The sequence below is a fragment of the Xylophilus rhododendri genome, assembly GCF_009906855.1.
In the GTDB taxonomy this organism is placed as follows: domain Bacteria; phylum Pseudomonadota; class Gammaproteobacteria; order Burkholderiales; family Burkholderiaceae_C; genus Xylophilus; species Xylophilus rhododendri.
In genome coordinates, this window is the sequence record NZ_CP047650.1 from 132,819 (window position 1) to 156,301 (window position 23,483).

At 68.1% G+C, this 23,483-nt stretch carries 19 protein-coding genes, 2 tRNA genes and 1 pseudogene; 13 read left to right on the plus strand and 9 right to left on the minus strand.

Annotation, left to right across the window (positions count from 1 at the left end):
* Positions 1 to 54: 54 nt before the first annotated feature.
* Positions 55 to 2,748: a hypothetical protein gene (locus tag GT347_RS00670; protein WP_160550156.1), complete on the minus strand. Its 2,694-nt coding sequence runs from the start codon at positions 2,746 to 2,748 to the stop codon at positions 55 to 57.
* Between the two features lie 158 nt (positions 2,749 to 2,906).
* Here GT347_RS00670 and ybgC point away from each other — a divergent pair, with 158 nt between their 5' ends.
* From ybgC to GT347_RS00695, 5 genes are read left to right on the plus strand one after another with little or no spacing between them, the layout of a single operon-like run.
* Positions 2,907 to 3,326: a tol-pal system-associated acyl-CoA thioesterase gene (ybgC, locus tag GT347_RS00675; RefSeq protein ID WP_160550157.1), complete on the plus strand. Its 420-nt coding sequence runs from the start codon at positions 2,907 to 2,909 to the stop codon at positions 3,324 to 3,326.
* A complete protein-coding gene (gene tolQ / locus GT347_RS00680) occupies positions 3,323 to 4,027 on the plus strand; it encodes a protein TolQ (protein WP_160550158.1) in 705 nt (234 codons plus the stop codon). Before ybgC ends, tolQ begins: the two co-directional genes overlap by 4 nt.
* 17 nt (positions 4,028 to 4,044) lie before the next feature.
* Positions 4,045 to 4,509, plus strand: a complete 465-nt coding sequence (locus GT347_RS00685) for a biopolymer transporter ExbD (protein ID WP_160550159.1) — start codon at positions 4,045 to 4,047, stop codon at positions 4,507 to 4,509.
* A 21-nt stretch (positions 4,510 to 4,530) separates the two neighbouring features.
* On the plus strand, positions 4,531 to 5,568 hold the full coding sequence (gene tolA / locus GT347_RS00690) for a cell envelope integrity protein TolA (protein WP_160550160.1): 1,038 nt from the start codon (positions 4,531 to 4,533) through the stop codon (positions 5,566 to 5,568).
* A gap of 39 nt (positions 5,569 to 5,607) precedes the next feature.
* Positions 5,608 to 5,853 carry a DUF2164 family protein gene (locus tag GT347_RS00695; RefSeq protein WP_160550161.1) on the plus strand — a complete coding sequence of 82 codons (246 nt, stop codon included), beginning with the start codon at positions 5,608 to 5,610 and terminating at the stop codon, positions 5,851 to 5,853.
* An 18-nt stretch (positions 5,854 to 5,871) separates the two neighbouring features.
* Here GT347_RS00695 and GT347_RS00700 read toward each other — a convergent pair whose 3' ends face one another.
* The gene (locus tag GT347_RS00700; protein WP_160550162.1) at positions 5,872 to 6,255 is read right to left on the minus strand and encodes a hypothetical protein; all 384 of its coding nucleotides are present in this window, start codon (positions 6,253 to 6,255) and stop codon (positions 5,872 to 5,874) included.
* A 167-nt stretch (positions 6,256 to 6,422) separates the two neighbouring features.
* Here GT347_RS00700 and GT347_RS00705 point away from each other — a divergent pair, with 167 nt between their 5' ends.
* Positions 6,423 to 6,908, plus strand: coding sequence for a GFA family protein (locus GT347_RS00705; protein ID WP_160550163.1), 486 nt, complete (start codon positions 6,423 to 6,425; stop codon positions 6,906 to 6,908).
* A 6-nt stretch (positions 6,909 to 6,914) separates the two neighbouring features.
* On the opposite strand, the gene hemH is transcribed toward GT347_RS00705, so the two are convergent.
* Positions 6,915 to 8,009, minus strand: a complete 1,095-nt coding sequence (hemH, locus tag GT347_RS00710; RefSeq protein WP_160550164.1) for a ferrochelatase — start codon at positions 8,007 to 8,009, stop codon at positions 6,915 to 6,917.
* Positions 8,010 to 8,090: 81 nt separating this feature from the next.
* Entirely contained in the window at positions 8,091 to 9,320 is a 1,230-nt protein-coding gene (locus GT347_RS00715) for a pyridoxal phosphate-dependent aminotransferase (protein WP_160555158.1), read from the minus strand.
* A 95-nt stretch (positions 9,321 to 9,415) separates the two neighbouring features.
* Between GT347_RS00715 and GT347_RS00720 the strand changes: the two genes are divergently transcribed.
* Positions 9,416 to 10,126 carry an HAD-IA family hydrolase gene (locus GT347_RS00720; RefSeq protein WP_160550165.1) on the plus strand — a complete coding sequence of 237 codons (711 nt, stop codon included), beginning with the start codon at positions 9,416 to 9,418 and terminating at the stop codon, positions 10,124 to 10,126.
* Between the two features lie 25 nt (positions 10,127 to 10,151).
* Here GT347_RS00720 and GT347_RS00725 read toward each other — a convergent pair whose 3' ends face one another.
* The 3 genes from GT347_RS00725 to GT347_RS00735 all read right to left on the minus strand — a co-directional run bounded on the left by GT347_RS00725 (position 10,152) and on the right by GT347_RS00735 (position 14,321).
* Positions 10,152 to 11,201 (minus strand): acyltransferase family protein, encoded by a 1,050-nt coding sequence (locus tag GT347_RS00725; RefSeq protein ID WP_160550166.1) that lies wholly within the window; start codon positions 11,199 to 11,201, stop codon positions 10,152 to 10,154.
* A gap of 138 nt (positions 11,202 to 11,339) precedes the next feature.
* Positions 11,340 to 11,888, minus strand: coding sequence for an MOSC domain-containing protein (locus GT347_RS00730; protein ID WP_160550167.1), 549 nt, complete (start codon positions 11,886 to 11,888; stop codon positions 11,340 to 11,342).
* A 6-nt stretch (positions 11,889 to 11,894) separates the two neighbouring features.
* On the minus strand, positions 11,895 to 14,321 hold the full coding sequence (locus tag GT347_RS00735) for a DUF3772 domain-containing protein (protein WP_229722578.1): 2,427 nt from the start codon (positions 14,319 to 14,321) through the stop codon (positions 11,895 to 11,897).
* Positions 14,322 to 14,546: 225 nt separating this feature from the next.
* Between GT347_RS00735 and GT347_RS00740 the strand changes: the two genes are divergently transcribed.
* The 4 genes from GT347_RS00740 (at position 14,547) to GT347_RS00755 (ending at position 18,345) form a co-directional block, all read left to right on the plus strand.
* Entirely contained in the window at positions 14,547 to 15,632 is a 1,086-nt protein-coding gene (locus tag GT347_RS00740) for an AI-2E family transporter (protein ID WP_160550168.1), read from the plus strand.
* Positions 15,633 to 15,916: 284 nt separating this feature from the next.
* Entirely contained in the window at positions 15,917 to 18,091 is a 2,175-nt protein-coding gene (locus GT347_RS00745; protein WP_229722579.1) for a TonB-dependent siderophore receptor, read from the plus strand.
* Positions 18,092 to 18,127: 36 nt separating this feature from the next.
* Positions 18,128 to 18,203, plus strand: a tRNA-Asn gene (locus tag GT347_RS00750).
* 66 nt (positions 18,204 to 18,269) lie between these two features.
* Positions 18,270 to 18,345 (plus strand) — tRNA-Asn (locus GT347_RS00755).
* A gap of 53 nt (positions 18,346 to 18,398) precedes the next feature.
* Here the strand turns inward: GT347_RS00755 and GT347_RS00760 are convergent.
* Positions 18,399 to 19,172 (minus strand): hypothetical protein, encoded by a 774-nt coding sequence (locus GT347_RS00760; protein ID WP_229722580.1) that lies wholly within the window; start codon positions 19,170 to 19,172, stop codon positions 18,399 to 18,401.
* 159 nt (positions 19,173 to 19,331) lie between these two features.
* Here GT347_RS00760 and GT347_RS00765 point away from each other — a divergent pair, with 159 nt between their 5' ends.
* Entirely contained in the window at positions 19,332 to 20,531 is a 1,200-nt protein-coding gene (locus GT347_RS00765) for a hypothetical protein (protein WP_160550169.1), read from the plus strand.
* A 20-nt stretch (positions 20,532 to 20,551) separates the two neighbouring features.
* Here GT347_RS00765 and GT347_RS00770 read toward each other — a convergent pair whose 3' ends face one another.
* Entirely contained in the window at positions 20,552 to 22,162 is a 1,611-nt protein-coding gene (locus tag GT347_RS00770) for a methyl-accepting chemotaxis protein (RefSeq protein WP_160550170.1), read from the minus strand.
* Positions 22,163 to 22,294: 132 nt separating this feature from the next.
* Between GT347_RS00770 and GT347_RS00775 the strand changes: the two are divergent.
* Positions 22,295 to 23,440 (plus strand): annotated as a pseudogene (locus GT347_RS00775) (SulP family inorganic anion transporter); the annotation flags it as partial.
* Positions 23,441 to 23,483: the final 43 nt, after the last annotated feature.

The following is a 23,483-nucleotide window of genomic DNA, read 5'->3' on the forward strand; positions in this document are numbered from 1 at the left end:
GATCTGTGGGAAACATATGCCGTCGCTCCTTCAGTCCTGAACCCCGTCCAGGTCCTACCCGGACAGTTCCTCGGCCAGCGCGGCGCACTGGGCCTGCAGCGAATCGCCCACCGTCAGCCGTCTCGCGACGAGGGCCGCGAAGGCGGGCTCCTGCCGGGCGATGGCATCGATCAGCTCGCCGATCAGCCCCCGGCGCATCTGCTCCGCCTGGGCCTCGGCGGGCCAGCCGTCCTGCTGCGTCAGCGCCGCACCCATCCGGCGCAGCAGTTCCTGCATCGGCGTGGGCGGCTCCACATCCGGCGCCACCACCTCGAGCAGCAGGCGCTTGAGCACCGGCACCGTCAGCGGCGTGCAGGCCAGGCCCGGCAGCAGGCGCAGGTAGGCATACGGCGTCAGCAGCCTTTCGATCTCGTCGCCGCGCTGTTCCAGCTGCGCAGGCTCGACATGGCCCAGGTTGCGCTGGATGTAGTCGGCGCCATAGGGGCTGGCCTGGATCAGCGGGGTGGACAGCACCGGTCCGGGCGAGGCCTCCATGATGAATCTCAGCGCTGCATCCATGCGCTGCATGGTGGCCGCGTGGGTGCCCTCCTCGTCCAGGTGGCGCAGGTAGCGCGGGCCGTGGTCGGGCAGCAGCAGGTAACGCGAGCGCGCGGCGATCATCAGGCGCAGCGCCGCCTGCGCCGGCTCGCTCGAACTGCCGCTGGCGGTGAGCATGCTCACCGCCGCCTCGGCCATGCGGTGGAAATTGAGCAGGCTGCGCAAGGCCTGCAGGGCCCGCGTCTGGTCGTCGCGCACCTTGTGCCAGTTCAGCAGGAGGCCCAGGCCGGCCAGGCCGATGGCGGCGCGGTCGGTGCAGCCCATGGCGAACTCGGCGACGAAGGCTTCGCAGATGGCGATGAACTGCGGATCCTCCTCGAAGGCCTGGCGCAATTCGCACAGCATGTCGGTCACCCGGGCAAAGCCGTCGGGGCTGGCGTATTCCAGGGTGCCGACGGAATCGTCGCGGCCGTCCCTCGCGTCCTGCGGCGCGGTACGCCACAGCAGGGTGCCGAGGCAGAACAGGCTTTTCTCGCGGGTGAAGGCAAGCAGCTCGGCGACGATGGCATGGCGCTCGTCCACCCCGGCGCGGCGGTAGAAGCGCAGCTGTGCGGGATCGGGCTGCCCGGCCAGGGCGAGCCGGATGGCGATATCGACCCGCGCCTGCGCCAGCACGTCCTGCGGATTGCGCAGCCCGACCTGGAAGGCCGCGACCCAGCAGCGCAGGTCGGCGCTGCTGCCGGCCAGTGTCAGCACCACCAGCAGCGCCTCGGGATCGCGCCAGGCCAGCGCTCCATCGGCCAGCATGGGCTCTCCTGCAGGCAGGTCGATGCTCATCAGGCCGGCCAAGGCGAACTGCGCGGCACGCGCCTTCTGGGCGATGTCCGGCTCGGCCGCGCCCAGCAGCAGCTCAAGCGATTCCTGCAGCAGCAGCGCGGGCCCGGATGCAGGATCGCCGCGGAAGGTTTCCACGGCACGCAGCAGCAGGTCCAGGGTCCGGGGATCGGTCACCGGCTGGCGGTCCAGTGTCACCGCGGCCGTGCCGTCGGCGTTGCGCAGCAGGGCCAGGCCCTGGGTGTTGATGTCCTGCGACAAAAATCGGCTCTGCCGCACCGATTGCACCACCATGCGTGTGCCCGATCCGCCGCGATAGAGCAGGACGTCACCCGCGCTGGCTTTCGAGCCGGCCGGGCGGAACACATGGCGCGAGGGGATGCCGGTGGATGGGGGCACCTCCGCCTCGATCCATCGCCAGCTCGCTTCGAATCTGGCGAGCGGGGTGCGGGCGGCATCGGGCGCTGCCGACTCGTTCACCGGCCGATCCACCCGAGCGGCGTCCGGCTCCGGCTCCGGCTCCGGCTGCGCCTGCACCCCCAGCGCCTGGGCCGCCTTCCACTGCCGCCCCTGCTCGACCACCGCCTGGAGCAACGCCTGCTGCAGACTTGCGTGCAGCTCCGGATGCGCCGGCATCGATTCGATCGCAGCCAGCAGCTGCGGCATGCCCAGGGCCTCGTCCTGGGCGTCCGGGCCCCCGTCCTGCAGCCGTTTCCAGGTCCAGGCATTGGGCCGCACGCCGCCTTCGTAGCCGTAGCGGCCGAGGATGCTCAACAGCGCCGCACGTTTGTGCCCGCGTTTGTCGGCGCACGGATCGGCCACCAGTTCGGCCAGATGACCCTCCACCGCCTTGCGGTCGGCGATGTCCAGGCCCGGTGGCTGCCGGCGCACCGCCTGGGCGGCCTCCAGCGCGTCGAAGGCGGCCATCAGCGCCTGCTTGAAATAGCCGCGCTTTCCGGCCTCCCAGCCGGTGCTCGCGGGCAGCCAGCAGACCAGGGCCCGCATGCCGACCGATTCCACCAGCAAGGGATCCGGCAGGGCGTAGCCCCGGCAGGCGGCGTCCAGGTGCATCTGGGTCGGCTGCAGCATCACGGGTGCGATGTCGTGGCCCCCGAAGCGCAGGAAATCGAGCATGCGCCTGCGCAGCACCGGCGCGTCCTGCTGGGTGAGGGTGTCGATGTCGTCGACCAGGCGGGCGAACTGCTGACGCTTGTCCGCGAAGCAGGCCTCGCCGCTGGCGGTCGGAACGTCGATGAGAGGCGGCTGCGTGGCGACCGTTCCCGCCGCCTGCGATGCCGTACCCGCGGGCGCCAGGGGATCGAATTCGTAGGGATGGTGAAGCCGAGGCGCTGTCGCCGAAGTGCTGGGAAGGTTCATGAAAAGCTGTGCGGACAAAAGTGCCGGCAGCGTAGGAGCCACCGCCATCCGGAGCGGCCGCCGAAGCGAAGTCCGTCAAACCCAGCCGAAGCCGGACGGCCGCCCGTCTCGGCGAAAATGCCCGATTGCCCGCCCTGCCGACCCCAAGCACCCAACCGATGGCCTTCGCCTTTCCGATCCGCATCTACTGGGAAGACACCGATGCCGGCGGCATCGTCTTCTATGCCAACTACCTCAAGTTCTTCGAACGCGCCCGCACCGAATGGCTGCGTGCGCTGGGCCTGTCGCAGCAGGAGCTGCGCGAGCGCACCGGCGGCATGTTCGTCGTCACCGACACCGCCCTGCGCTACCTGAAGCCCGCCCGGCTCGACGATTTACTCACCGTTAACGCGTCCTTGCAGGACAGCGGACGGGCCTCCCTCACAATCGCCCAACAGGCCTGGCGCCAGCCGGCCGACCCCGGTCAGCCGCCGCTGCTGCTGGCCGAGGGAACCATTCGGATCAGCTGGGTCGAAGCCTCTACACTGCGGCCGGCCCGCATTCCCGCCGACATCCTGCAAGCATTGAAGAAACCATGAACCAAGACATGTCCATCCTCCACCTCGTGCTCAACGCGAGCCTCGTGGTGCAACTGGTCATGGTCCTGCTGCTGTGCGTATCCATCGCCAGCTGGGCCGCCATCTTCCGCAAGATCTTCGCCCTGCGCCGGGTCAAGTCGCTCAACGAAGCCTTCGAGCGCGACTTCTGGTCCGGCACCAGCCTCAACGACCTGTTCGCCGCGGCCGCGGCCAACGCCAAGAACGCCGGTCCGCTCGAACGCATCTTCGCCAGCGGCATGCGCGAATACCAGAAGCTGCGCGAGCGGCGTGTGGTCGACCCCGGCACCCTGCTCGACGGCGCCCGCCGCGCCATGCGCGCCAGCTTCCAGCGCGAGATGGACTTCATCGAATCCAGCCTGTCCTTCATGGCCACCGTCGGTTCGGTCTCGCCCTATGTCGGCCTGTTCGGCACCGTCTGGGGGATCATGCATGCCTTCACAGGCCTGTCGGCCCTGACCCAGGTCACGCTGGCCACCGTGGCGCCCGGCATCGCCGAAGCGCTGGTGGCCACCGCCATCGGCCTGTTCTCGGCGATCCCCGCCGTCGTCGCCTACAACCGCTTCGCCCGCGACATCGACCGGCTGTCCATCCACCAGGAGACCTTCATCGAGGAGTTCTCCAACATCCTGCAGCGCAACCTGGGCGCCCCCGCGGCCACCGCCACGGCCTCCGGCCGCTGAGAGATCGGAGCCCCGACATGCCCGGAATGGCTTCACGCGGCCGCGGCCGCCGCACCATCAACGAGATCAACATGGTGCCCTTCATCGACGTGATGCTGGTGCTGCTCATCATCTTCATGGTGACCGCGCCGCTGATCACGCCGAGCAACATCGACCTGCCCTCCATCGGCAAGGCCAACAAGCAGCCCGACCAGGTGATCCAGGTGATCGTCGGCAAGGACGAGACCCTGCAGGTGAAGACCCCCGACCGCACCGCACCCAGCACCATAGGCGATGTGGGCAATGCGGTGAAGATGCTCCAGCAGTCCGCACCGGTGGCCGCCAATGGCGCGGGCAGCGCGGCCAGCCCCGGCACCGGCAACAGCGCCGTGGTGATCAGCGCCGACCGCAGCGTGAAGTACGAGACCGTCGTCAAGGTGATGGACAGGCTGCAGCGCGCCGGTGTGCAGCGGGTGGGCCTGTCGGTCCAGCTCGCGCCCTGATGACGAGGTCCGCACCGCAAGATGCCCGCAATCGCCGACCGTAACGAATTCGCGCCGCCCGAAGAACGCCGCCGCGCCGGCGCCTTCGGCCTGGCCATGCTCGCCCACCTGGCCCTGCTGGCCGCGCTGACCTGGGGCGTGCGCTGGAAGCAGGACACCGACACCCCCGCCGTCGAGGCCGAGATCTGGTCGGCCACGCCGCGCCAGGCCGCGCCCCGCGCCATCGAGCCGCCGCCCCCACCGCCCGTGCCCGAGCCGCCGGCCCCGCCGCCGCCGCCCGCCCCCGAACCGGCGCCCGCACCGCCTCCGCCGCCTCCTGCACCGACCCCGGCGCCCGACACCCGCGAGGCCGACATCGCCCTGCAGCGCCAGAAGAAGGAAGCGGCCGAGGAAAAGGCCCGCCAGCAGCAGATCGAACAGGCCCGCCTGAAAAAACTGCAGGCCCAGCAGGAAGCCCGCGAGGAAGCCGCCCGCGAAAAGCAGGAGCAGGCCGAACGCGACCGCCGCGAGAAGGCGGCCGAAGCGAAGAAGCAGGCCGAGAAACAGGCCGCGCTCGACAAGCAGGCCGCGCTGGACAAACAAAAGCAGCTCGACAAGCAGAAGCAGCTGGACAAACAAAAACAGGCCGCCGAGGACAAGCAGAAGCAGGCCGCCGAAGACAAACGCCGCGAGCAGCAGGAAGCCAAGGTCCGCGACGATCTGCGCAAGCAGCAGCTGCAGCGCATGGCCGGCCTGGCCGGCGCCACCGGAGGGGCCACGGCCACCGGCTCGGACCTGCGTTCGTCGGGCCCCTCGGCCACCTACGGCGGCCGTGTGGCCGCCAAGGTCAGGCCCAACATCACCTTCACCGACGACGCGCCGGGCAACCCACGCGCCGAAGTCGAGGTGCGCGCCGCGCCGGACGGCACCATCGTCGGCAAGAAGCTGGTCAAGTCCAGCGGCAACCCGGCCTGGGACGATGCGGTGCTCAAGGCGATCGACAAGACCGAGACCCTGCCCAAGGATGTGGACGGACGGGTGCCCTCCTCGCTCATCATCGGGTTCCGGCCGCGCGATTGAGCGTCAGCCAACGCGGCGTTTGCCTCCAAGGACTCGTTCATGAGCTTTCAAGACAAGGTCACCACGCAGGTCATCGAAAAAATTTCGAATTCGCTGAGAAGTCAGCTGAAGAAGGAATTCGACATCGAACTCGGCAGCCTCGAACTCGCGCCCATCAGCCGGCATGTCATCGAGGAAGTCGGCGCGACGTTTTTCAACGAGGGCCTGCAGACGGCCCTGAAAATCATCCAGAAACGTGGCCTGGACATCGAAGACGACATCCAGTGCCAGGAAGTCAGCACCTGAGCGCGCGCGCCTGATCGTTCAGGGCAGCACGGTCCCGCTGCGCATGGTGCTGTCGCTGGGCACCAGCAAGGTTGCCCTCCCATCCTGCGACGTCGTCGTCTGCGGTACGACCGGCGTGGTCGAGTAGCTCACCGAAGGCCCGCCGGGTGCTTCCAGGATGGTCGCCCGGCCGTCGCTGGACTGGTCCACCGCCGTGGCCGAACCCACCGCACCGCTGCGGTCCAGCACCGCACCGGCCGCGCGGATGCAGGCGTTGTAGGCCGGCCGGGGCTGGGCCGGATCGCAGGCCGCCAGCTGCTGCTGGTATTGCGACTGGGCGGCGGATTGGGCCAGGGCCGGCAGGGCCGTGACGCTGGCCGCGGCCAGCAGCGTGCCGAGGATGGAGAAACGGTGGTGGCGCATGGGGACATCTCCGGCGTGCCGATCACGCCCAGAAGCAGAGCCTATGCCGCCGGCGCCCGACACCCGGCAACAGTTCGTACGGCCCTGCGCCGTTGCAGCCGCTTGCAAGCCGCGCCGGGCATCGCGGGAACATGGCCGCATCCGCCATCAGACCCACGGGAACGACCATGCACCTCGAAGGCTCCTGCCACTGCCGCGCCGTCCGCTTCTCGCTCGAAGCCGACAGCCCCGTGCCCTTCGCCCACTGCTACTGCTCGATCTGCCGCAAGACGGCCGGCGGCGGCGGCTACGCCATCAACCTCGGCGGCGATGCCACCACCCTGAAGGTGCGCGGCGAGAAATACCTGGGCAGCTACCACGCCGTGATCCGCGAGGAAGGCCAGCGCAGCAAACGCTCCAAGGCCGAACGCCGCTTCTGCCTGAAATGCGGCAGCGCCCTGTGGCTCTGGGATCCGCGCTGGCCGGAGCTGATCCATCCGCATGCCTCGGCCATCGACACGCCCCTGCCCCAACCGCCCGAGACCGCCGAATGCGCGCTCGACTACGCGGCCAACTGGGTGGAGGTGCCCAAGGGGCGGAACCACCACCATCACGGCAAGTGGCCTTCGGAATCGCTCGACGACTGGCACGAGCGCCATGGCTTGAAGGGCTGACGGGGCCTAACGCGGCGCGCCTTTTTCGTGGGCGCGGGCGGCGCTGGCCTGCAGCTCGCGTTCGTCCGCCGGCAAGCGCGTCGGCCAGCCGGCCAGGTGCTGTTGGGCGATGGCGGCCAGGGCGGCGATCCAGCGCTGGCTGTCGTTGAGCGCCGGGATGTAGTGGAAGGCCTCGCCGCCGTTGGAGATGAAGGCCTCGCGCACCTCCATGTCGATCTCCTCCAGCGTCTCCAGGCAGTCGCTGGTGAAGCCGGGGCACATCACGTCGATGCGTTTGGTGCCGGCGCGGGCCAGCGCCTCGATGGTGGGCTGGGTATAGGGCTCCAGCCACTTGGCCCGGCCGAAGCGCGACTGGAAGGTGACCAGCACGTCCTGCGCATGCAGGCCGAGTTCCGAGGCCAGCAGCCGCGCCGTCTTCAGGCATTCGCAGTGGTAGGGATCGCCCAGCTCCAGCGTGCGGGCCGGCACGCCGTGGAAACTCAGCACCAGCTTCTCGCCACGGCCGTGCTCGCGCCAGTGGCTCTCCACCCGCTCGGCCAGGGCGGCGATATAGCCGGAGTCGTCGTGGTAGCGGTGCACGAAACGCAGCTCGGGCAAGTGGCGCTGCCGCTTGCCCCAGTCGAACACCGCATCGGCCACGCTGGCCGTGGTGGTGCCGGAATACTGCGGATAGGCCGGCAGGATCAGGATGCGGGTTGCGCCCTCGGCCTTCAGGGCGTCGAGCTGGCTGGCGACGGAGGGATTGCCATAGCGCATCGCATGGCGCACCAGCACCTGATGGCCGTGGTCGGCCAGCCAGCCGGCCAGCATCTCGGACTGCTTGCGGGTCCAGACGGCCAGCGGCGAGCCTTCCGGCAGCCAGACCTTGGCGTACTTGCGCGCCGAGGCACGCGGCCGGGTGCGCAGGATGATGACGTGCAGGATGGGTTTCCAGGCCAGCGGCGGAATCTCCACCACCCGCGGGTCGGACAGGAATTCCGCCAGGTAACGCCGCACCGACGGTGCATCGGCCGCATCGGGCGTGCCCAGGTTGACGAAGAGGATGGCGGTGCGCGGCGCCTGGCCGTGCAGGAAATGGGGTTCGGGTGCGAATGGGGGCACGTGGGGAGCGGTTCGGGCGGATGACTGGCGGTGCGTGTGACGGCCGGGCGCTATTGTCGCCGCGCGCTGCACCAACAAGGTTCACCGGATGTATCCATCCGGGCGTCGGCTGTCGAGAAAACGGGCGAGCCGGCCCAGGGCATCCGCCAGCTCGGCCTCGTGCGGCAGGAACGCCATCCTGAAGTGGTCCTGGCCTTGCCAGCCGAAGCCGCTGCCCTGCACCACCATCACGCCGGTCTCCAGCAGGAGATCGCGAAAGAAAATCCGGTCGTCCGCGATGGGATAGGCCTCGGGATCCAGCCGCGGAAACATGTACAGGGCGGCTCTGGGTTTGACGCAGCTCACCCCCGGCATATGGGAAAGCAGGGCATACGCCAAGTCGCGCTGGCGCTTCAGGCGTCCGCCCTCAGCGGTGTGCCTCGCCAGCGCCTGGCCTCCATTCAAGGCCGCTTCGATCGCCCATTGCCCCTGCACGTTCGAACACAGCTTCATATTGGCCAGCACATTCAGGCCACGCAGAAAATCTTCGGCCATTTCCGTGGGGCCGGAAACCAGCAGCCACCCGGCCCGGTAGCCGGCGGCGCAGTCGTTCTTGGAGAGTGAATCGAATGTCAGCGTCAGGACATCCGTCGAAAGGCTTGCCAGCGGTATATGGCGGGCGTGGTCGTACAGGATTTTCCGGCAGACCTCGTCGGCCAGCAGAACCAGGCCATGGATGCGCGCGACTTCGATGATCTGCAAAAGCGTTTCGGCTGAATACAAGGCGCCAGTGGGATTATTCGGATTGATGACGACGATGCCCTTGGTGCGCGCGGAAATTTTCCGCCTGATGTCATCGATATCCGGAGCCCATTGCGCTTCCTCGTTGCACCGGTAATGGACGGGCGTGCCGCCGGCCAGCGCGGTCGCCGCCGGCCAGAGGGGAAAGTCGGGCATGGGGATCAGCAGTTCGTCGCCATCGTCGAGCAAGGCCGTCAATGCCATCGAGATCAGCTCGCTGGCGCCGTTGCCCAGGTAGATATTTTCGACGGCGATTCGGGCAATCCCGTCTTCCGAAGCGGCCTGCAGCACCGCCAGTCGTGCAGGCAGGAGACCCTTGCCGTCGGAATAAGCCGCTGCGTTGTGCATGCTGGCGATCATCCGCATCCGGATTTTCTCGGAAACCTCGAAGCCGTGTTCGGCAAGATTACCCATATTCAGCCGAACAATCTGCCGACCGTTTTTCGCCATCTCATCGGCTGTTTCGACGATCGGACCGCGAATATCGTAAAGCACATTCGCCAATTTGGCGGATTTCAGGATTTTCTTCATTTCGGTGTGGAAATAATGCCGGCCGGCCATGACATCGGCCGACAGCGCGAACCGCATCATGCCCAAGCCCGATTTGCGTTACTCTCACCGACGCCATGCCTAAAAATCACTCGCTGGATATCCCCCTGATCCAGGCCGTCACCCTCGACCTCGACGACACCCTCTGGCCCGTCTGGCCCGCCATCGAACGCGCCGAAGCGGTGCTGCACGAGTTCCTGCAACAGCATGCGCCGGCCACGGCGCAGCTGTTCGGCGATGCCAAAGCGCTGCGGCTCATCCGCAACCAGGTCGGCGAGGAGATGCCCGAGCTGCAACACGACCTGAGCGAGCTGCGGCGCGAATCGATCCGCCGCGCCTTGCGCCAGGCAGGTGACGATCCGACGCTCGCCGAAGCCGGTTTCGACCTCTTCTTCGCCGAACGCCAGCGGGTCGACTTCTATGCCGATGCCATCGACTCCCTGGAGCGCATGGCCGCGCGCTGGCCGCTGGTGGCGCTGAGCAACGGCAATGCCGACATCCACACCGTGGGCATCGGCCACCTGTTCAAGGCCAAGATCGGCGCGCGGGAATTCGGCCGGGCCAAGCCGGATGCGCACATCTTCCACGCCGCGGCCGCCCTGGCGGAGGTGCCTTCGCAGACGGTGCTGCATGTGGGCGACGACGCGGCGCTGGACATCGTCGGCGCGCTCGGCGCCGGCATGCAGGCGGCCTGGGTCAACCGCACAGGCCATGCCTGGGCGCTGGGCCAGCCACCGCATATCGAGGTCACCGAACTAGGCACGCTGTGCGAAGCCTTGGGCTGCTGATCCGCAGAGCGCGGGTTTTGCTTCCTCAGGCCGAACGCGGAAGCCGGCGCGGTTCCTTGGGTTTCATGGCCATGAACGGCTTCTCCACCAGAACCCAGCTCGCCAGGCCGGCCAGTGTGCTGAGCAGCAGAGTCGCGACGGTCAGCGGCAGCGCGGCCACCCCAGGCGCGTAAAGCATCAGAAGTTTCATGACCGGCCACCCGTAGAGGTAAACGCCGTAGGAAACGTCGGGCAGCCGGTTGAATACCAGCAGAGGTCCGCGCGTCCTCTGGGCATAGCCAATCAGCAGAAATCCACCCGCGGTGGCCGAGCCCACGTGGGCCAAGGGAATGGAAGCCGGCATGCATGCCAGCCACGCCAGAAAGGCAATCAGGTATGCCATCCGGGTTCTGGAGAACAGGCCCGGATAAAGGTAGTGGCAGCCTCCGGCGGCAAAAACCATCGCCAAGCGAAATAGATAGCTTTTGTTTTTGAGCACTGGGAACAGCTCATTTGCCTGCATCGACACCAGATACGCGGCCGTGATCGCCGCCGTCAACACCGCCCATCCCCACCGATATCTGAAAACTCCGGCGACACCTAGTGCAAGCACCATCAGATAGCATTTAAATTCATACTGAATGGTCCACAGCGATACGTTGGCCGCAGCGATATAAGAGCCGACAAAAACCGGCGGGAGCACCGGCTTGTGAAGCGTCAGCACACTGTAAAGCCAGGCCCATGGCTGGAATTGCGAGAAATAGTCTGAATCGCCCGCAAGCGGCCCCACCACGAATGCGCAGAGGATCGCCGCAGCAACAAATCCTGGATAAATGCGGCAGACGCGGTTGCGCAGGAAATGCATGATGGATGGGCGCAGGACCCAGCTGCGGACGATCAGAAAACCACTCAGCAGAAAAAAACCATCGACAGCCAGATCGCCGAGCGTCAGCGTGCCGGAGAGATGGATGAAGGTTTCCTGCTCGCGTGAATTGCGCGCCACCTCCTGGCAATGCGACACGATCACCATCGCCGCCAGCAAAAACCTCAGGGCATTGAAATGATTGTTCCTGCCGCCTGTTTTCGTATCGTGCATGGCACTGCCACCGGTATTTTTTCGAGCCAGAAGACGTGAAGCGTCGGGGTGTATCTTTGGAAACCCCTTGGCAAGAATGTCATCGTTGCGGCCTCGCTCCGGTGAGCGAGGCGTTAGGCCGTGCGGCCTAGAAGCGGCTCAAAAAAGTCCAGCCTGCAATGCGCGGCACTGCACCGTATCGCCGCGCAGCACGCTGCCGCCGGCCAGCACCCGCGCCGTCATGCCGCCGTGGCCGCGCAGGGCGTTGTAGGCGCCGGGGCCCAGCAAGGCCTCCATCTTGGAGCAGGGCTCGCAGGGGCCGGTCAGCTCCAGCACCACTTCCGGGCCGATGTGCAGCTGCAGCGGCGCGTCCTTGAACAGCGCCCGCGCCGCCTGCAGGTTCAGGCCCGAGACCAGCAGGTTGCGCCGCAGCAGCGCGCCGTCCAGCGATTCGCGGCGCAGGAAGGCGGCCACCGCCGGCAGGTGTTCGGCCTGGATCAGCGTGACCTGGCGTTTGCCGCCCACGGTCTGGGCCTGGCTGCTGCGGTCGCCCTCCAGGCCACGGCCGGCGATGGCCTTGACCGAATCGACCGAAAGCACGGGCGCATGGCGCGCCGGCCGCAGCCAGATCGCCTCGATGCGGCCGGGGTGCGGAAATTGCGCCGTCAGGGCGCGCAGGTCGGTGACGCCGCCGGTGTTGAAGGCCATCCTGGATCAGGCTCCGGCGGCCGGCGGCAGGGCCGCAGTCGGCGGCGGCACGGCGGGCTCTTCGGGCGCTGGCGCCGGTGCCGGCGGCTTCGCCGGGAACTGGCCGATGGCGCGCAGCCGCGCCAGCGTCTCGAACAGCAGTTCGCTTTTCACGCCGTAGCTCACCCGTGGTGAGGACACCGCGCCGTTGGCGCTGAAGATCAGCCGTTCGGTCTCCACGCTCTCCAGAAAGACCTTGGGCGCCGGGTCGCGCAGCACGTTTTCATGCTGCTCGAACACCTCCAGGATGATGTCGCGCACCTTCACCACGTCGGTGTCCAGAGCCATCGGCAGCTTGAAGGAGACCTGGCCGAGCGGATTGGCCAGGGTCACGTTGCGCACGATCTTGGTGATGAACTCCGAGTTCGGCACGATCACCGTCGAGCGGTCGCCCATCTGGATCTCGGTGGCGCGTACGTTGATGCGGCGGATATCGCCCTCCACGCCCGACAGCGACACCCAGTCGCCCACCTTCACCGGCCGCTCGGCCAGCAGGATCAGGCCCGAGACGAAGTTCGACACCACCGCCTGCAGCCCGAAACCGATACCCACCGACAAGGCGCTGGCCACCCACGCGATGCGTTCCAGCCCCAGCCCGATGGCCGACAGCGCGAAGGCCAGCGCGGCCACGATGCCGACGAAGCCCATCAGGCTGATCGCCGAATCGCGCATGGCGGCGTCCAGCCCGGTGGTGGGCAGGTAGCGGTCGCGCAGCCAGCGCTGCAGCAGGCGCACGCCGATGGTGGCCAGCACGAAGACGAGGATGGCCTGCAGCACCGCGCCGGGCTGCAGCTTGAGTTCGCCGATGGCCAGGCCGTCGCGCAGCTGGCCGGCGCGCTGCAGCAGCTCGTCCGGCCCCTGGCCGAAGGGCGCCGCCACCAGCACCACGGCGAACAGCAGCACCGACAGCCGCGACACCGCCGACAGCAGCACACCCGCCTGGGCGCGCACCCGCAGGGCGCCGTCGTCGTTGAGCGCTGCAGTGCCGCCGGCCGGCGCGAAGGCGGCGGTGAAGATGTCGTCGAGCAGCGCGGTCAGCAAATAGGCGACGGCCGCCACCGTGCCGCTCCACACGATCTGCTTGACCAGGAAGCCGCCCAGCGCCACGAAACCGAAGAGCAGGCAGACCAGGCTGAACACCAGCACCGCGGCGATCGCGCCCAGCACCAGCGAAACCCAGGGCAGGCGCGCAAGATGCTGGCCGGGCTTGACCGGCGCGTCGGCCCTGGCCTTGGAAGATTCGGCCGCCTTGGCGGCCTCGGCCGCATCCGCCGCGCGCTGGCTGCGCCGCACACGCCGGATGCGGATCAGCGCCGACAGCAGCACCAGGGCCAGCACCAGCGTGTAGATGCTCTCCAGGCCCACGGTGGTGGCCAGCGCGCCGTTGGCCAGGCCCGCCAGCTGTTCCAGCTCCCAGCCGACGACGATGACCACCGCCAGGATCAGCGGATGGCGCCGCAGCGCCAGCGCCATCTCGTCCGACAGCGGCGCCAGCCGCCAGGACGGCCGGTGCGCCGCCAGCAGCGCCTTGCCCAGGCCCCAGAGAAAGCCGCCGAAGCAGACCATGCCGACGGTGCGGGCCAGCAGGCTGTCCAGCGCCTGCGTGGGCGCGCCGCCCCAGGTGATGCCCAGCCGCAGCAGATGCGCCACCAGCCCCGGCACCACGATGGCCAGCAGCGCCCGCAGTAGTGCCAGCAAGGAGCGGCGCAGGCGCCCGGCCGGCAGGTGCTGCGAGGCGTAGCGCAGCAGCAGCCGGCCGGCCCACTGCTGCAGGAAGAAGACCAGCACGCCGCAGGCCGCCAGGGCCGCCCAAACGCCCCAGGGCGTGGTGGCGGCCGTGGCACCGATGCCGCGCAGGATGCCGCCCAGCCGGCTCAGGTCGCGCGGCAGTCCGGCGCGCAGCTCCAGCCAGAAGGGCGCGGCCAGCATCGAGGAGGTGCGTTCGCCGATCTGGGCATTGAACTGGGAGCGCCGCAGGTCGGCCACCGCATCGGCGGCCTGGGCGCTTTCCACCGACAGCAGCCGGGCCAGCTTGATCTGCGAGTCCAGCTGCTTGCGCTGCTTCTCCAGGGCGGCGCGCTGGGCGGCGATGTCCGGCGCCTCCGCGCCGCCGGCCGGAGCCGGGCCCAGCTCGGCCTGGCGCGCGGTGACCTTGTCCAGCACCGGCTCCAGCGCGGTCGCGGCCTGCTCGGCGGTGACCTGGGTATCCAGCGCGGTGGTGCGCATGCTGGCCAGGCTGGCATCGGTCACCGGCGCGTTGCCGGCCAGCTGTTTCTGGATGGCGGTGAGACGGTCGCGGGCGGCGTCCAGCGTGGCTTCGGTTGTGGCGCTGTCGTCCGGCGGCGCGGCTTGCGCCGGCACCATGGCCAGGCCGGCCAGGGACAGGACCAGCATGCGGCACAGGCCACGCAGGACCGCGGGGAATCGGGGAAACGGAGAGATCAAATCGTGTTCGCGGCGCGGGCGCGGGTTGAAGGTTGGTGAGAACGAGGCAAGCCGATTGTGAGTCGCCCGCCAGAGCGGTTCGTATCGAGATGAAGTCCCACGCGCCGCGCCGGGCAAGCCGGCTAGGATGCGGCACCGCGGCATCCCGCCGCTTGCGCCCTGTGGGGCCTGTCCATGAAATCTCCCGCCGTCGAACAAAAAACCTTTCTGCTGCTGCTGGTCTGCGTCACGCTGGCCTTCGGCTGGATTCTTTTCCCGTATTACGGCGCGATCTTCTGGGGCGCCATCCTGGCCATGCTGTTCCGGCCGGTGTTCCGCTGGCTGCTCGACCGCTTCAAGGGCCGGGCCAACCTGGCGGCGCTGGCCACCCTGGGCCTGATCCTGGTGATCGTGATCCTGCCGACGGCCTTCATCACCGCCTCGCTGGTGCAGGAAGGCAGCGCGCTCTACCAGAAGCTGCAGTCGGGCGACATCAACGTCGGCCGCTACGCCCAGCAGATCTTCGACCATGTGCCCCAGTGGCTGATGAACCTGATGCAGCGCTTCGGCATCGGCGACATGGGCGCCCTGCAGGCCAAGCTGATGGCCTCGCTCAACCAGGGCGGCAAGAACCTGGCCAGCTCGGCCATCGTCTTCGGACAGAACACCTTCGACTTCCTGGTCGGTTTCGGGGTGATGCTCTACCTGATGTTCTTCCTCATCCGCGACGGGGCCGAGCTGTCCAACATGATCCGCGACGCGATCCCGCTGGAGCCGCGCCACAAACGCAAGCTGCTGGGCAAGTTCACCACCGTGATCCGCGCCACCGTGAAGGGCAACATCGCCGTGGCGGTGGCCCAGGGTGCCATCGGCGGCGTCACCTTCGCGCTGCTGGGCATCCACGGCGCGGTGCTGTGGGGCGTGCTGATGGCCTTTCTCTCGCTGCTGCCGGCCATCGGCGCGGCCCTGGTGTGGGGGCCGGTGGCCCTCTACTACCTGGCCACCGGCGCCTATGTGCCGGCCGGCGTGCTGGTCTTCGTGGGGGTGTTCGTGATCGGCCTGGTCGACAACATACTGCGCCCGCTGCTGGTGGGCAAGGACACCAAGCTGCCGGACTGGATCGTGCTCATTTCCACCCTGGGCGGCATGGCGTTGTTCGGCCTGAACGGCTTTGTCATCGGCCCGGTGATCGCAGCCATGTTCATCTCGGCCTGGGACATCTTCTCGACCACCAAGGAAGAGCCGCAGTCGCCCGCCGCCGAAGCCGACGTCGCGCAATAACACACACTTGTTAACACCACGCTACAATCCGCCCCGCTCGCACCGGCGGTCCCGGGGCGAGTCCGCTGGGGGTGTTGCGCGGCGACGGTCTGAACCGTCCGCCATGCGACTGAGAGAGTCCCTTGGAACCTGATTGAGGTAATCCTCGCGCAGGGATAGCGTGTGTGTCGCGGACCGGCCCCGAGCGCCCTGCCCCAGATCCGTCTTCTGGCCGAGTGCCGCTCGTGTGGCCGAGCCGCGCCGCCTGCCCTTCCTTGCCGAGACTGTTTTCGCAAGGCTTGGGCGTGGCACATTCTTCCTGGAATCTTTTTTCTTTTTCGCCGCTGACGGTGGCCGCCTGCATGGCCCTGGGCCTGCCGATGGGCGCCGCGCAGGCGCAGCAGCAGGCGCAGCAGCAGGCCGGCACGCTGGATGCGATCACCGTCGATGCGGCACGCAGCGCGCAGCAGCAGGCCGACATCACCGGCTTCGGCGACATCCCGCTGCGCGAAGTGCCGGTCTCGGCCACCGTCATCGACAGCCGCCAGCTGCAGGCCTCGGGCGCCCGCCGCCTGGCCGACCTGACCCGTTTCGACAGCTCGGTCAGCGACGCCTACGACTCGCCCGGCTACTGGGACTTCGTCAGCGTGCGCGGCTTCGTGCTGGACAACCGCTTCAACTACCGCCGCGAAGGCCTGCCGATCAGCGCCGAGACCACCATCCCGCTGGACAACAAGGAACGTGTCGAGATTCTCAAGGGCACCAGCGGCATCCAGGCCGGCACCAGCGCGCCGGGCGGGCTGGTCAACTACGTGGTGAAGCGGCCGACGGACAAGGACATCCGTGAAGTGCGCATCGAGGCAGGCTCGCGCGCCAGCCTGCTCGGCGCCGTGGACCTGAGCAGCCGTTTCGGCGAGGACCGCCAGTTCGGCCTGCGCATCAACGCCGCCCAGGAACGCCTGCGGCCGCAACTGCACAACCTCGACGGTGAACGCAGCCTGCTCGCCGTCGCCGCGGACTGGCGCATCGACCGCGATTCGCTGCTGGAGGCCGAATTCGAATGGAGCCGCAAGTCGCAGCCCAGCCAGCAGGCCTTCAGCCTGCTCGGCAGCACCCTGCCCGCCCCGCCCGATCCGCGCCTGAACCTCAACAACCAGCCCTGGTCGCAGCCCTCGGTGTTCGAGGCGCTGACCGGCACGCTGCGCTACAGCCGCGCCATCAACAGCGACTGGCGCTGGTCGGCCCAGGTCGGCCAGCAGCGCCTGAAGAGCCAGGACCGGCTGGCCTATGCCTTCGGCTGCGGGGCGGAGGGCAACTTCGACCGTTTCTGCTCCAACGGCACCTACGACATGTACGACTTCCGCAGCGAGAACGACCGCCGCCTGCAGCAGGCGGCTAATCTCGGCCTGCAGGGCAAGCTGATGACGGGCGCCGTCCGCCACGATCTTTCGGTAGGCCTGACCGCCAGCCGCGTGCGCAACCGCTTCCAGGACCAGGCCTATAACTATGTGGGCGACGGCAATGTGAACGGCAGCGCCGTCAACCCGGCCGACCCCACGCTGACGGGCACCAACACCAACCGCGACGAGCACTCGCTGGAGCTGTCGCTGCAGGACGCCATCCGCTGGACGCCCGATCTCACCACCTGGGCCGGCCTGCGCCAGACCCACCTGTCGCGCGACAGCGTGCAGACCGACGGCAGCAATCCCACCGGCTACACCCAGGACGTGACCACGCCCTGGCTCGCCGTGAGCTACAAGCTGGCCGGCAGCAGCTTCGCCTACGCCAGCTTTGGCCAGGGCGTGGAATCGCAGGTCGTACCCAACCGCCCACAGTACGACAACGCCGGCCAGGCGCTGCCGGTGCTCAAGTCGCGCCAGTGGGAGCTGGGTCTGAAGGGCGGCGAGCGTGCATGGTCCTGGCAGACGGCGTATTTCCACATCAACCGGCCGGTGAGCAATCTGGACGCCTGCGCCAACCTGGGCCTGACGCCCTGCACCGGCGCCAACGACGGCGAGGCGGTGCATCAGGGCATCGAAGCCAGCGGCCAGTGGATGCAGGGCCCGTGGCGCCTGAACGGCGGCGTCACCCTGATCGACGCCAAGCGCCAGGGCAGCAGCCAGGATCCGACCCTGAACGGCAAGCGCCCGGTGAACGTCCCCAAACAGGTGGTGCGTGCCCAGGCCGGCTGGCGTGTACCGGGCATGGCGGGGCTGGAACTCACCGGCGGCCTTTCCTACGAAGGCAAACGCGAGGTGACGCCCGACAACAGCATCGAACTGCCGAGCTGGACCCGCCTGGACGCCGGCCTGCGTTTCGAGCAGCGCACCGCCGCCGGCAGCACCATCACCTGGACCGCCGCCGTCGACAACCTCACCGACCGCCGCTACTGGCGCGAATCGCCCTCGCAGTACGGCCACATCTACCTGTTTCCGGGCGCCGCGCGGAGTTTTCGTGTCGGCATGCGGGTGGGCTTCTGAAGACCGTATTTTTCTGTATATAATCTGAGGCTCTGTTCCTCGATAGCTCAGTCGGTAGAGCGCCGGACTGTTAATCCGTAGGTCCCTGGTTCGAGCCCAGGTCGAGGAGCCAGAATTTCACGCTGCAGGCTCCGGATCGCATGCAGCCGCCACCACCGAAGTGGCGTGTCGTTTATGTTCCTCGATAGCTCAGTCGGTAGAGCGCCGGACTGTTAATCCGTAGGTCCCTGGTTCGAGCCCAGGTCGAGGAGCCACCATCGAAAAGCCCGCCATGTTCTGCATGGCGGGCTTTTTTCTTGTGTCATTTCTAGAACCGCATGCCGGTCGACAGCCGCACCATGTTCTGCGGCGTGAAGTTCACCAGCGGATCCCAGGCCAGCTTGGCAAACCAGCGCCGCCATTCGTAATTGAAGGACAGGCCGGCGCGGCGGATGAAGCGATCCTCCACCGTGCCCTGCTTGGCCAGCAGGTCCACCGTGAAACGCTCGCCGCCGGCTAGTTCGTTTCGCCAGATCAGGTGCAGGTTCTGCTGGTCCGGGTTCAGGCGGTTGTCGCGCACCAGCTGCAGCACCACGCTGTCGGCGTCGTCCCAGCGGTAGCCGCCGTAGAGCGTGAGCGAATCGTTGGGATCGAAATTCAGGTTGGCGTAGTTGCGCAGATTGGTGCGGCCCAGGCCACCGCCGCCGAACCAGGTGGTTCCGGCTTCCAACGCCAGGCTGCCGCCGGCAAAGCCACCGGAGGCGATCTGCAGGGAAGGCAGCACACGCAGGACGCCCAGCGTGTAGACCGCATCCCAGCCGGCGCGCGGCTGGGAAAACTCCAGCGCGGGCGAGCGGAAGTAGCCGATCCAGACATGGTCGTCGCCCCGGGTGTAGCGCAGGTTCACGTCCAGCCCCGGCCCGCCGGGCAAGCCACCGCCCGAGACCTGGTAGAGCCCGGTGCTGAGCTTGAACGGTGCGTCCGCGACGGCCGAGGGCGAAGGCGCGATGGTGGCGCCGGGAATGTCGGCCGTCGCCGCGAAAACCGGCGGCAGCACCATGAACAAGGCAGGCAAGAGGCCCGCCATCGAAAGCTTTTGCATGCCGCGAAGCTAACAGAAGCAGCCCAGGCGCCATCGCCTGTATTTCGATTATCGAGATCCTGCCTTCGGCCAAGCCCAGGAAATTCGCGCGCTGAAAAGATAGGGCCGAGGGTCGCCGCAGATCATGAATATTCCACTGTCCCGATCCTGGAGAGCATCATGCTGAGCCGTTTTGTCCGTGAACTGGATCTGCGAACCCTGTTGCCGCTGCCGTTTTCAGCGTTCCGAAGCGCCGGCTCTCCCGAAGAAAATCAGCCGACTTTCAGCGGCGACGGCGAGGCGCGTTTCACGGTTTCGCCCGCACTCGACCGCCTGCTGGCCGTCGGCGCACGCCCTGCGGAGTATTTTCCGTCGGACCTCTCCACCGAGATGCCCGCATCCACCACCACCGCGCCGATCAGCACCGGCGCTCCCGGCGAATACAACTTCAATATCCCGGCAGCCGACCGCATATACGTGCACATGCCGGTCGAAGCCTTGCTGGAGGAATATGTGAAGGTGGCCCTGGATTTCGGCTCGCCCGACGAACCGGTATTGGCGCGCGACCGCATCATGGGCAATATGCTTTTCGCGCTCATGCTCACTCCGGCGCGCCAGCAAGACGTGCCCCGGTTGCGCCAGGCCTATTACGCGCTGGAACTCTTCTTCTTCGACTTTCGATTCGCCCTGAAGACCGCCGCGGCCTATGCCCCGGAACTCAAACCGGCCCTGACGGCGGTCAGCGCACCATGGGCCCGCGAGGCGGTTTCCATCGCCATGGCCGTGCCGCTGGGGCCGGACGGGCAGGCGCAGTACGTGCATGCCGATTTCAAGGCGGTGCTCGACACCGTCCCCACGCCGCGCCAGCTCACCGAGGCCGCGCAGGCTTGGCTGGAGCAGCAGGCCCTGGCGCGCGTGCGTATGGAAGCCCGCTGGTTCTTCGGCGAGCAGCTAGACCTGTGCCTGCGCAACGCCTTCTCCAACCAGGAAGCGGACCTGCTGCGCTTCACCCAGGGGCACATCGTGATCCAGCCGGCCAAGATCGCGCTGCTGACGGTGGTGCGCAACCTGCCGGCCGGCCGGATGCGTCCCTATGTGGACAAGCAAGGCCGGCCGCGCCAGCGCGAGTACGCCGAATATCCCTTCACCGGCTGGCGCCAGAGCCTCAAGGCCATCTGGCTCGAACTGCCCGACGGCAGCCAGATCACGGTGGACGTCGCGGTGCACCAGGGCAGACACAGCTTCACCCTGAACGGCGGACAGACCTGGCATGCGAGCGGCGTGGAGACCGGCCCGGCGCTGGAGGCGCTGCGGGCCGATTTCTGGCGCGAGCTGCTGAGCCAGAAATTGCTGGTGCTGGACCGCATCCGGCGCGGCTGAGCAGCCGGTCCGGGCCGCGATCAGGCGGCGATCAGGCGGCTGGCGGGCAGCGCCACCGGGCGCTGCGCCGTCGCCTGGCCTTCTTCACCCTCGCGGCGGAAATGGTCGATCAGCTCCGACAGGCGCATGGTCTGTTCGCGCAGGCCCTCGGCGGCCGCGGCGGACTCCTCCACCAGGGCGGAGTTCTGCTGCGTCATCTGGTCGACCTCCCGCACCGCCTCGCCCACCTGCACGATCTCGCCGTCCTGTCGTGCCGTGCTGGAGCGGATCTCGGCGATGGCGCCGTTCACCCGCTCCACGCTCTCGACGATGCGCTGCATGCCCACGCCGGCCTCGCGCACCAAACCGGAGCCGGCATTGACCTGCTCGATCGACGAGGCGATCAACCCGCGGATCTCCTTGGCCGCCGCCGCCGAACGCTGCGCCAGCGAGCGCACCTCGCTGGCCACCACCGCGAAGCCGCGGCCCTGCTCGCCGGCGCGTGCGGCTTCCACCGCCGCGTTCAGGGCCAGGATGTTGGTCTGGAAGGCCAGGCTGTCGATCACGCCGGTGATGTCGCCGATGCGGCGCGAGGATTCGGAAATGCCGTCCATGGTGGCCACCACCTTGGAGACCGTCGCCCCGCCCTCGCCCGCTGCCTGGGAGGCCGAGGCCGCCAGCGTGGTGGCGCGTTCGGCCGCGCTGGCCGACTGGTGCACGGCCTGCGCCAGTCCGTCGAGCACGCCGGCCGCGTCCTGCAGCTTGGCGGCCGTGTTTTCGGTGCGCAGGGACAGGTCCTGGTTGCCGGCGGCGATCTCGCCCGCGCCGACGCGGATCGAGTCGGACGCCCCGCGGATGCCGCCCACGATCTCGCGCAGCTTCAGCTGCATCGACGCGATGGACTGCAGCATGCGGCCGAGTTCGTCCTGCCGGGTGGATACCGCCACCGAACCCAGGTCGCCGCCGGCCACGCTCTCGGCGGCGCGCACCGCCTGGCCCAGCGGCACGGTGATGGAGCGGGTGGTGCGCACCGCGATCAGCACGCTGACCAGCACCGCCGCCAGCGCGCAGACGGCCAGCGCCGCCAGGCCCTTGCGCTGGGCGGCGGTGGCGTCGGCATAGGCATCCTCGCCGCGCTGCTGCTGCATCTCGATCAGCCGGATCATGGCGCGGTTCCACTCCTCGATGCGGGGGCGGATCTTCTCGGTGATGAGCTGCGTGGCCTCGGGCGCGGCGCCGTCCATGCCGAGCTTGGCGGCGTCCAGCACCAGGGGCACCGTGCCGGCCTGGGCGGCCTGGATCTTCTTCAGCTGTTCCGCCTCGGCAGCCTCTGCGCCGCCGAGTTCCGCGGCCAGCGACTTGCTGAGCGTGTCGTAGGCCTTGAGTGCGCCGTTGATGCGGGCCATCTCCGCATCGAGTTCCGGCAGGGTCTGCAGCAGCGCCATGTTGCGCACACCCACCGACACATCGCCGAGCTGCTGCAGCATCTGCGTGGCGCTGCGGGTGTGGCGGTTGTCCACCTCCACGATGGATTGCATGGCGGCCTGCAGCCGCATCTGTTGCCAGCTGACCAGGGCCACCACCGACAGCAGCAGCAGGCACACCACGGCATAGCCGGATCCCAGGCGTGTGCCCAGAGAGGAGGATCGCATCATCGTGAGTTCAGTTCCGGTCGCGACCGTTCGATTGAGAGAAAGCGCCCGGCTTTTGCCGCAACGCCGGGAAGATAAGCACAGGCCGTGCCGTAGCCCCTACCATCGGCACTTTCCCGTATTTCTTGACGCATGTTACTTTCCCGCCTCCGCGCCGAATGGTGTCCCAGCATTCCCCGCGAACTCATGGCCGGCGCCGTGGCCACCTTCGCGCTGATTCCGGAGGTGATCGCCTTCTCCTTCGTGGCCGGGGTGGATCCGGCGGTCGGCCTCTTCGCCTCCTTCGTGATCGGAATCGTGATCGCCTTCACCGGCGGACGGCCGGCCATGGTGTCGGCCGCCGCCGGCTCGGTGGCGCTGGTCGCCGCGCCGCTGGTGCATGCGCACGGCGTGCAATACCTGTTCGCCGCCGGACTGCTGGCGGGCGCGGTGCAGATCGGCTTCGGGCTGCTGCGCATGGGGGTGCTGATGCGTTTCGTGTCGGGCGCGGTGCGCACCGGCTTCGTCAACGCGCTGGCCATCCTGATCTTCTCGGCGCAGCTGCCGCACCTGCAGGCCAGCCACGGCGCCAATGCCGCCACCTGGGCGATGCTGGCCCTGGGCCTGGCCATCATCTACCTGCTGCCGCGCATCCCGCTGCGCCTCTTCAGGGTGGTGCCCTCGCCCCTGCTCTGCATCGTGGTGCTGACCCTGCTGGCCCAGGCCCTGCACCTGCCGCTGAAGACCGTGGCCGACCTGGGCCATCTGCCCGACGCCCTGCCCGCCTTCGCCTGGCCGCAGGTGCCGGCGAACTGGGAGACGCTGCGCCTGATCGCCCTGCCCGCCCTGGCCATCGCCATGGTGGGCCTGCTGGAGTCGATGATGACCGCCAGCCTGGTCGATGAACTCACCGACACGCCCAGCTCGAAGAACCGCGAATGCACCGGACTGGGGCTGGCCAATATCGCCGCCAGCCTGTTCGGCGGCATCGCCGGCTGCGGAATGATCGGCCAGACGGTGAGCAATGTGCGCTACGGCGGGCGCGGGCGGCTGTCCACGCTGTTCGCGGGGGCCTTCCTGCTGATCCTGATGGTGCTGCTGCGGCCCTGGGTGTCCATGGTGCCGGTGGCGGCGCTGGTGGCGATCATGGTGATGGTGTCGGCCGCCACATTCGACTGGGGCTCACTGCGTGCTTTGGGCCGCCAGCCGCGCAGCGCCGCCGTGGTGATGTTGGCGACGGTGGCGGTGACGGTGGCCACCGACAACCTGGCCGCCGGCGTGGCCGTGGGCGTGATGCTGCACTTCGCCGGCCGGTACCTGCAGCCCCGCCTGCGCCGGCAGG